The sequence below is a fragment of the Hymenobacter profundi genome (assembly GCF_019334315.1).
Classification (GTDB): Bacteria; Bacteroidota; Bacteroidia; order Cytophagales; family Hymenobacteraceae; genus Hymenobacter; species Hymenobacter profundi.
This window is the reverse complement of the sequence record NZ_JAHWGL010000154.1, coordinates 1-6,592: the sequence shown is the minus strand read 5'-3', so window position 1 is coordinate 6,592 and position 6,592 is coordinate 1. Positions and strand designations below refer to the sequence as shown.

Annotated in this window: 9 protein-coding genes; 5 read left to right on the top strand and 4 right to left on the bottom strand. The window is 59.6% G+C overall.

Annotated elements, in window-relative coordinates; translation table 11 throughout:
* Nucleotides 1–80: 80 nt before the first annotated feature.
* Nucleotides 81–1,151 (top strand): molybdopterin-synthase adenylyltransferase MoeB, encoded by a 1,071-nt coding sequence (gene moeB / locus KYK14_RS20985; protein ID WP_219161640.1) that lies wholly within the window; start codon nt 81–83, stop codon nt 1,149–1,151.
* A 174-nt stretch (nt 1,152–1,325) separates the two neighbouring features.
* Here moeB and KYK14_RS20980 read toward each other — a convergent pair whose 3' ends face one another.
* Together KYK14_RS20980 and KYK14_RS20975 are read right to left on the bottom strand one after the other, a co-directional pair.
* Nucleotides 1,326–1,952, bottom strand: a complete 627-nt coding sequence (locus KYK14_RS20980) for a thiamine phosphate synthase (protein ID WP_219161639.1) — start codon at nt 1,950–1,952, stop codon at nt 1,326–1,328.
* Nucleotides 1,949–2,383 carry a thioesterase family protein gene (locus tag KYK14_RS20975; protein WP_185281715.1) on the bottom strand — a complete coding sequence of 145 codons (435 nt, stop codon included), beginning with the start codon at nt 2,381–2,383 and terminating at the stop codon, nt 1,949–1,951. The genes KYK14_RS20980 and KYK14_RS20975 overlap by 4 nt, the downstream gene beginning before the upstream one ends.
* A gap of 95 nt (nt 2,384–2,478) precedes the next feature.
* Between KYK14_RS20975 and mnmC2 the strand changes: the two genes are divergently transcribed.
* From mnmC2 to KYK14_RS20955, 4 genes are all read left to right on the top strand, one after another.
* Entirely contained in the window at nt 2,479–3,153 is a 675-nt protein-coding gene (gene mnmC2, locus KYK14_RS20970) for a tRNA (5-methylaminomethyl-2-thiouridine)(34)-methyltransferase MnmC2 (RefSeq protein ID WP_219161638.1), read from the top strand.
* 39 nt (nt 3,154–3,192) lie between these two features.
* Nucleotides 3,193–3,450 (top strand): DUF7660 family protein, encoded by a 258-nt coding sequence (locus tag KYK14_RS20965; RefSeq protein ID WP_219161637.1) that lies wholly within the window; start codon nt 3,193–3,195, stop codon nt 3,448–3,450.
* 151 nt (nt 3,451–3,601) lie between these two features.
* Nucleotides 3,602–4,825, top strand: a complete 1,224-nt coding sequence (locus KYK14_RS20960) for a DUF2157 domain-containing protein (RefSeq protein ID WP_219161636.1) — start codon at nt 3,602–3,604, stop codon at nt 4,823–4,825.
* 3 nt (nt 4,826–4,828) lie between these two features.
* On the top strand, nt 4,829–5,359 hold the full coding sequence (locus tag KYK14_RS20955) for a GDYXXLXY domain-containing protein (RefSeq protein ID WP_219161635.1): 531 nt from the start codon (nt 4,829–4,831) through the stop codon (nt 5,357–5,359).
* Between the two features lie 9 nt (nt 5,360–5,368).
* Here the strand turns inward: KYK14_RS20955 and KYK14_RS20950 are convergent, their stop codons facing one another.
* Together KYK14_RS20950 and KYK14_RS20945 are read right to left on the bottom strand one after the other, a co-directional pair.
* Nucleotides 5,369–5,881 (bottom strand): ExbD/TolR family protein, encoded by a 513-nt coding sequence (locus KYK14_RS20950; protein WP_219161634.1) that lies wholly within the window; start codon nt 5,879–5,881, stop codon nt 5,369–5,371.
* A 111-nt stretch (nt 5,882–5,992) separates the two neighbouring features.
* On the bottom strand, nt 5,993–6,592 hold a 600-nt coding region (locus KYK14_RS20945; protein WP_281421371.1), incomplete at its 5' end, for a 5-formyltetrahydrofolate cyclo-ligase.

The following is a 6,592-nucleotide window of genomic DNA, read 5'->3' as shown; positions in this document are numbered from 1 at the left end:
TCCTTCGCTGCGCTCAGGATGACAGAAAAACTAACTCTATCCCAACAAAAACAAACCCTACCCCTGCGCGTTTACTACCCATGCTTACCCCCGCCGAAACCCGCCGCTATGACCGTCACCTGCGCCTACCCGAGATTGGTTCTGAGGGCCAGCAGAAGCTGAAAGCTGCCCGTGTGCTGGTGGTAGGCTGTGGCGGCCTGGGCTGCCCGGTGCTGCAATACCTGGCGGCGGCCGGGGTAGGCACCCTCGGCCTGCTCGACCACGACACCGTAGACGAAAGCAACCTGCAACGCCAAGTGCTCTACGCTACTTCTGACGTGGGCCGCCCCAAAGCCGAAGCCGCCGCCGAGAAGCTGCGGGCGCAGAATCCGCTCGTGGCGGTGCAGCCCTTGCGGGTGCGCCTGTCGGCCACGAATGCGCTGGAAATCATGGCCGACTACGATGTGGTGGTGGACTGCACCGACAACTTCGCCACGCGCTATCTGGTAAGTGATGCGTGCGTGCTGCTGGGCAAGCCGCTGGTATTTGGGGCCATTTTCAAGTTTGAAGGGCAGGTGTCGGTGTTCAACTACCAGGGCGGGCCTACCTACCGCTGCCTGTTTGCGCAGCCGCCCGGCCCCGGCGAGGCACCAAGTTGCAACGAAATCGGGGTGCTGGGCGTGCTGCCGGGTATCATTGGTACGTTGCAAGCATCTGAAACACTGAAGGTTATTTTGGGGATAGGGGAGGTGCTGAGCGGACGACTGCTGGTGTTTGATGCGCTGTATATGCAGTTTCGTACCCTGCGCTTCCAGGCTGTGCCGGGCAACCAGCAGCTCACCGCGTTAATTGATTATGACGCTTTCTGCGGTGATGCCCCAACCGACGCCGCCCCCGAAATCAGCGCCGACGAGCTACGCCAGAAGCTCCAGGCTCAGGAGCCGTTGCAGCTCCTCGATGTGCGCGAGCCGCACGAACACGCTGCCCGCCACATAGGAGGCCGCCTGATTCCGTTGGGCCAACTTGCTGCTGCCTTACCCACCCTTGACCCCGCAGTGCCCGTGGTGGTACACTGCGCCAGCGGCAAACGCAGCCGCCAAGCCGCCGAATTGCTGCTGGCTAATGGTTTTCAGCAGGTAGCCTCGCTGCGCAACGGGTTGCAGGACTGGTAAACGGCCGGGCAGGCATGGTTGTCACTGTTAGGCACTGGCGCGGGGCTGTGCCCCGTGCCGATAATGTGCAGGCCTCTGGCCTGCGGATGTCTGCGCCGTCAGGAAGTATTTGATGGGGTAGGCCAGCGGCCTGCCACGGATCTGGACGGGACACAGTTCCGCGCCAGCGCCAGGTCATAACAACTGCTGAAACGCCGCCACCGGATCAGCCGCTTGCCACACGCTGCCCAGCACCGCCGCTCCGGCAAAGCCCGCCGCCCGCACCTGCGCTATGTTATCGGGCGTGATGCCGCCCAACGCTACCACCTGTGGCACGTACTGCTGGCGCTGTTGCAGCCGCTGTAGCTGCTGTTGCACCTCCGTCAGCGCAAATGCGTGCCCGTAACCCTGCTTGCTGATGCTGTCGAAAATCGGGCTCAGAAACACGTAATCGTAGCGACGACGGTGCTGGCGCAACTCGGTGAGGCTGTGCAACGAGGTGGAAAGGCTGTGGCCCGGCTGCTGCAGGTGCGCCCGCGCGACCCAGGTAGCCCGTGCCGCGGTTGGTAGGTGCAGCCCGCCTACCTGATAGTGTTGCGCCAACTCGTATTGTCCGTGTAGTACCATGAGCCTGTGGTACTGTCGTGGTACGGCACGTAGGTAGGCTTCTACTTCCGAGACGGAAGCGCCGGGTTTGCGCAGATGAAATGCCTGTAAACCAGCTTCAAACAAGCGCTGTAGTGTGGGTAGCTCCGTGGCGATGGTAGCGGGAGGCGAGACAAGCAGGAGCCGGAACGGGTGGTTGTTTACTACCCCGTTCATTCAGCTGGACTAGTAAAACGCGTGACGACGGCTTCGGGTAGAGGCCGCAGCTTGCGGGTGGTGTAGTCAAAGCAGAGCATACCGGTTTTGGCGCGGGCTATTTCGTTGCCGTGCTGGTTTTTCACCCAATACACCACGTCGAAGCCATATTTGTGGTGGTCGGTGGCGGCGAGTTGGATGTGCAGCGTGTCGCCGTGAAATCCTTCGCCTTTGTACTCCACGGCCACGTCGGCCATGATAAAGCCCTGGCGTGTGGCGGGGTCATATTCCGGTTGTCCCAGAAACTGCAAGAACTGCACCCGCGCTTCGTGCAGTAGGCTCAGCAGGGCGTCGTTGCCGAGGTGGGCGCCGTAGTTCAGGTCAGTGATGCGGATGGGGAGGGCAACCGTGAGCAGGTAGGTGTCGGGTAGGGCAACTTTGATACGAGGCATGCGCGTTGGTTTTCGATTACTTACGGATGGTTTTTGGTTATTTGTTCCGTTGAACCTGTCTGAACGTTCTTTCGACACAAATAACCACACCTCAGATGCAAGTAGAAGTTCGCCCCACCGCCGACGGTTCCAGCACGCTCTACGTGCCAGCGCTGGACGAGCACTACCACTCCACCCACGGCGCCGTGCAGGAAGCCCAGCATGTGTACCTAGAAGCGGCCCTGGAACCCGCCCTAGTCGCCGCCACCGATACTGTGCGGGTGCTGGAAATCGGCTTCGGCACCGGCCTCAACGCCATCTTGACCCTGCAACGTAGCCTCACTGCTCCTGTAGCCGTGGCCTACGACACCATAGAAAAGCACCCCCTACCCCCCGCCGTGGTAGCCGATCTGCACCCCGAGCGCTACCTCCTGAACCCGGAATTGTTGGACCAGTTCAGCCAACTACACGCGGCGGCCTGGGACGAGGCCGTGCCGTTGCTCCCGCGCTTTCTGCTGCGCAAAATCACCGGCGAGCTGCAGCACACCGCCCTACCCGCCAACCACTACCAGGTCATCTACTTCGACGCTTTCGCCCCTGAAAAGCAACCCGACATGTGGACCGACGCGGTATTTGCCCAGCTCTACGCCGCCGCAGCGCCGGGCTGCCTGCTCACCAGCTACTGCGCCAAAGGCAGCTTCCGTCGAAGCCTGAAAGCCGCTGGCTGGCTGGTAGAGAAGCTACCGGGGCCAATAGGCAAGCGCGAGATGACGCGGGCGCGGAAGAAGTAAGGAATAGAATGGCGTTAATTGGTTTGTCAAAAAGTCGCTATGAGCATAGATTTTAATGAAATTAATGTCACAGACAGGAAATCGTTTATTGAATTTCTGTTCGTACTCCAGCAAGAGTTGATAAGCAACGCTGATGAATGGGAGAACAAAAATTTGTCAGATTATTTAGAAGCAGTGAGTCGATATGCTGAAGATATAGATGGATTTTACCTAAATACAGGTCAAGAAGTAGATGCTGAACAAGCGTCATGGAAACTGTTTGCTGATATCCTGAAAGGCGCCAGCATATATGAATAAAATGTAGAAGCAGTTTAACAAGGGGTTGAGCTTATCAAATAGTTGTCATCCTTCGCACTGCTCAGGATGACAACTATTGAAAATATTGCTTGCTAAATAGCTTTCCTAGTATGAACCCTCTATCCTTCATTCTGCCCATATTGCAGAAGCTATGAGTCGTAAGGTTATTGAAGTCGAAGGCCCGAAATGGGTAGCGCAGGGTATTATTACCACCGAGCAGGAGCAGCGGCTGCTGGCATTGTATCCCATTGATGATAAAGCTATTGGGCTACTGCCGTTGCTAGGGAGCCTGCTGGTGCTGCTGAGCGCCCTAAGCCTGATTGCCGCCAACTGGCAGGAGCTGCCGCTACTGGTGCGCTTCGGAATCCTACTGGGCTCGGTAGCAGGGAGCTACGTGGCGGGCGAATATTTCCGGCGGCGTGGCAACACGCAGTTGGGCATGGGCTTGGTTGGGCTGGGGCTGATTTTATTTGGCACCAGCATTATCCTTACCAGCCAAATGTTTCAGCTCATTGGCTACGACGTGACGGGCTTGGTGGCCTGGGGCGTGGCGGGGGTAGGGCTCACCTACCTCTACCGCTCGCGCCTACTGTTTGTGATGACGGTGGCCATCGGCGGCATTGTGCAGGGCTATAACACCGAGGCGCTGGGCGCGTTCAGCTACGCTACCGCCGTTTTCACGGCTCTCACGCTGGGCTACTACTGGTGGCGCTACCCCGATGCCTTGCTGGGTGCGGTGCTAGCGACCGGCCTGCTCTGGCAAGCCGGTTTGCTCATTGGCGTGCTGCACATCAAAATCACCTGGTTCTTTGTGGCGGCCATGCTCATCTACACGTTCGGCGACTGGCAGGCCGACCGCCCGGCGGGTAGGGCGTTGCAGGGGCCGCCCTTGGTGGCGGCGTTTCTGTTTGTGCTGGGGCTGGCCATTTTTGGGGAAGCTGGCAGCTACACCGACCGCCTGCGGCCGCCCCTGCTGGCCTACCTGGCGGCGCTGGGGGTAGTGCTGGTCTTGTCGTTGCTGGGCAAAAAGGCGCGGGGCCGTTTGGGCAGCGCCACCGACTGGCTGCTGCTGCTGCCCGGTTTTTACCTCGATGCTGGCCTGCCGCTGGCCGTGGCAGCGCTGGTAGTACTCTATGCCTACACCGGCACGTTGCTTTGGCGCGCCCACCAGGAGCAAAACCCCGACCGCGTGACGCTGGGCACAGTACTGTTTATCCTCACTACCGCTGTGGCCTACTTCAAGCTCACGTGGGGCTTCATGGACAAATCGTTGTTTTTCCTGCTCGGGGGCATTTTGTTGCTGAGTCTGAGCTGGTACCTGCGCCGGCGGGCCGTGCAAACCACTGCGCCGGCCGCACCACCCGAAAAGCTGTAGCGTATGCTTGTTCTTCCTACCCCTGCCAATCGTCGGTTGTGGCTGCTGTTGCTGGTGGGCGCGCAGCTGTTGTTCATTGTGGCGGTGGCTGCTGCTGGCTACGCCACCACTGCCTACGGCCGCACGGTGCAACTGCGCACGGCCCCCGTCAACCCCCACGACCTGCTGGAGCGCGACCACCTGCGCCTAACCTACGGCATCACCTACCTACCCCTCACGCTGTGGCAGGAGGCCAATGAGCCGCGCCGCCGCCAGCCGGTGTACGTGGCGCTGCGTGCCCAGGGCGATGCCTACGTCGCTGTGCGCGTCTACAACCAGGAACCAAGCGCCCTACCCCCCGATCAGGTGATCCTGCGCGGTTGGGTAGTGGGCAGCAGTCGTCGTACCCTGCGCCTACGCTATGGTCTGGAACGCTACTACGCGCCGGAAAACCAGGTGAAAGTGCTGAATAAGAAAGGACCACACGCGTTGCTGGTGCACGTCAGTATTGCTCCTTGGGGGCAGGCACGCATCACAAAAGCGGAGGTGTTGTGAGGGGGCTGTTTACAAGCCATTCTGCTGCAAAAGAGCCCGGTCGTTACGGTCAAGGTCGACGAGGGCGTATTTCTTCTGGCTGGTGATGTTCATTTCATCTAAGGCGTCTACTAGGTTGCCGTAGGTCGATTCCTGTTCGGATTTGATGAGGACAACAGCACCAGTCTGCTGGCGTTGTAGGGTCAGCAATACCTGCCGGAGGCCATGGGCACTGTAGTCTGTGGTATGGAGGGTAGGCGCGGCGGCGGTGCCGGTCTCGTTCACGCCATAGAAATAATGCACTTGGTTGTGCTTACCCAAAATCAGCGTAAGCGCTTTGCTACCCGGTACATCAGTACCCAGACCTTTCGCGGGCATAGCCAGTTCCATAACGTTGGGTTTGCTGAACGTGCTGGTTAGCATAAAAAAGGTGAGTAGCAGAAAGGCCAGGTCCACCATCGGCGTCATGTCGAGACGAAAGGCCATTTTTTTAGCACGGGGCTTACCATTTTGAGCAGGGGCGGCTGGTTGGATGTCGGCCATAGCGAGCGTTGTAGTGGTTGAGGTGAATGGATACTCCGCCAACGCCAATGAATATAGCAGTATTGCACTGCACCTATGCTATTGTCTGCCAGCGCTTATGCGTGCTACCTTTCAAAACAACCAGACTCGCTCCGGCGTGAGGCAGGCGTGCAGGGGCACGTCGCCAGGCCACACATCGGTAATCTGCGGTACCGGCGGTTCCAGGCTAATACCGATACGCAGGGTTTCGGGCCGGCACTCGGCCAAGAACCGGTCGTAGAAGCCTTTGCCGTAGCCTACCCGCTGGCCCCGCTCATCGAAGGCAAGCAAGGGCAGCAGCACCGCATCAATGGCGGCAGGCGCTACCTCGGCCGCACCGACGGGCTCAGGAATGCCCCAGCGGCTTTCTACTAGACGCGTGTCGGGGTTGAGGTGGTAGTGGCGTAGCGTAACGCCATCGGCCTGCACTACCGGCACCGCCACTTGCACAGCCGGATGCTCGGCCCACAGCCAACGAATGATAGGCCACGTATCCGGCTCGTGCTGCCGGGCAGCGGGCAGAAAGACGTGTAGCCAGCGCCACTGGGCTACCTCGAAGTGCTGCTGTAGCTGTTGAAGCAGCGCTGCGCTACGGCGTGCTACCTCGGCCGCAGGCAAGGCACGACGCGCGGCTGAGGCGGTGCGGCGAAGTTCGGCTTTCAGCATATGCGAGGCGATAGGGTAGGGGCAGCT